Here is a 412-nt window from a genome sequence, read left to right on the forward strand (position 1 = left end):
GCGCCTGGAGCGGGTGATCCACCGCGACGCCCTGAGCAAAACCTCGCTGAACAGCGGCCTGAGCTACCTGCGCACCAACAACTACATCGAAGACAGCAAGCTCAGCAACAGCAGCAACCGCCTCAGCGAGGCGCAGTTGGGCATCAATCACGGCCGGCGCCTTGGCAGCGGCTTTCTCAACCTCGACCTGGGGCTGCAGGACGGCATCGGCGCCTTCGATGCCCAGCGCCAGCATGAGCGCGACCGTTTCGGCAATCGCCAGGCCAACGCCCGCTACCGCAAGTACAGCGCCACCGCCAGCTACCTGCAGCCGTTCAAGCTGTGGGACGAATCCCTGGTGTTCAGCAGCCTGGTCACCGGCCAGCGCAGCGAGGACCTGCTGTTCAGCTCACAGCGCATGAGCCTGGGCAGC

Annotated in this window: 1 protein-coding gene; it reads left to right on the plus strand. The window is 65.3% G+C overall.

The annotated features are described in order from the left end of the window. The coding region (locus tag U873_RS0134025; protein WP_029978901.1) for a ShlB/FhaC/HecB family hemolysin secretion/activation protein at window positions 1–412 on the plus strand (412 nt) is incomplete at both ends.

Source organism: Pseudomonas sp. PH1b, assembly GCF_000633395.1.
In the GTDB taxonomy this organism is placed as follows: Bacteria; Pseudomonadota; Gammaproteobacteria; order Pseudomonadales; family Pseudomonadaceae; genus Aquipseudomonas.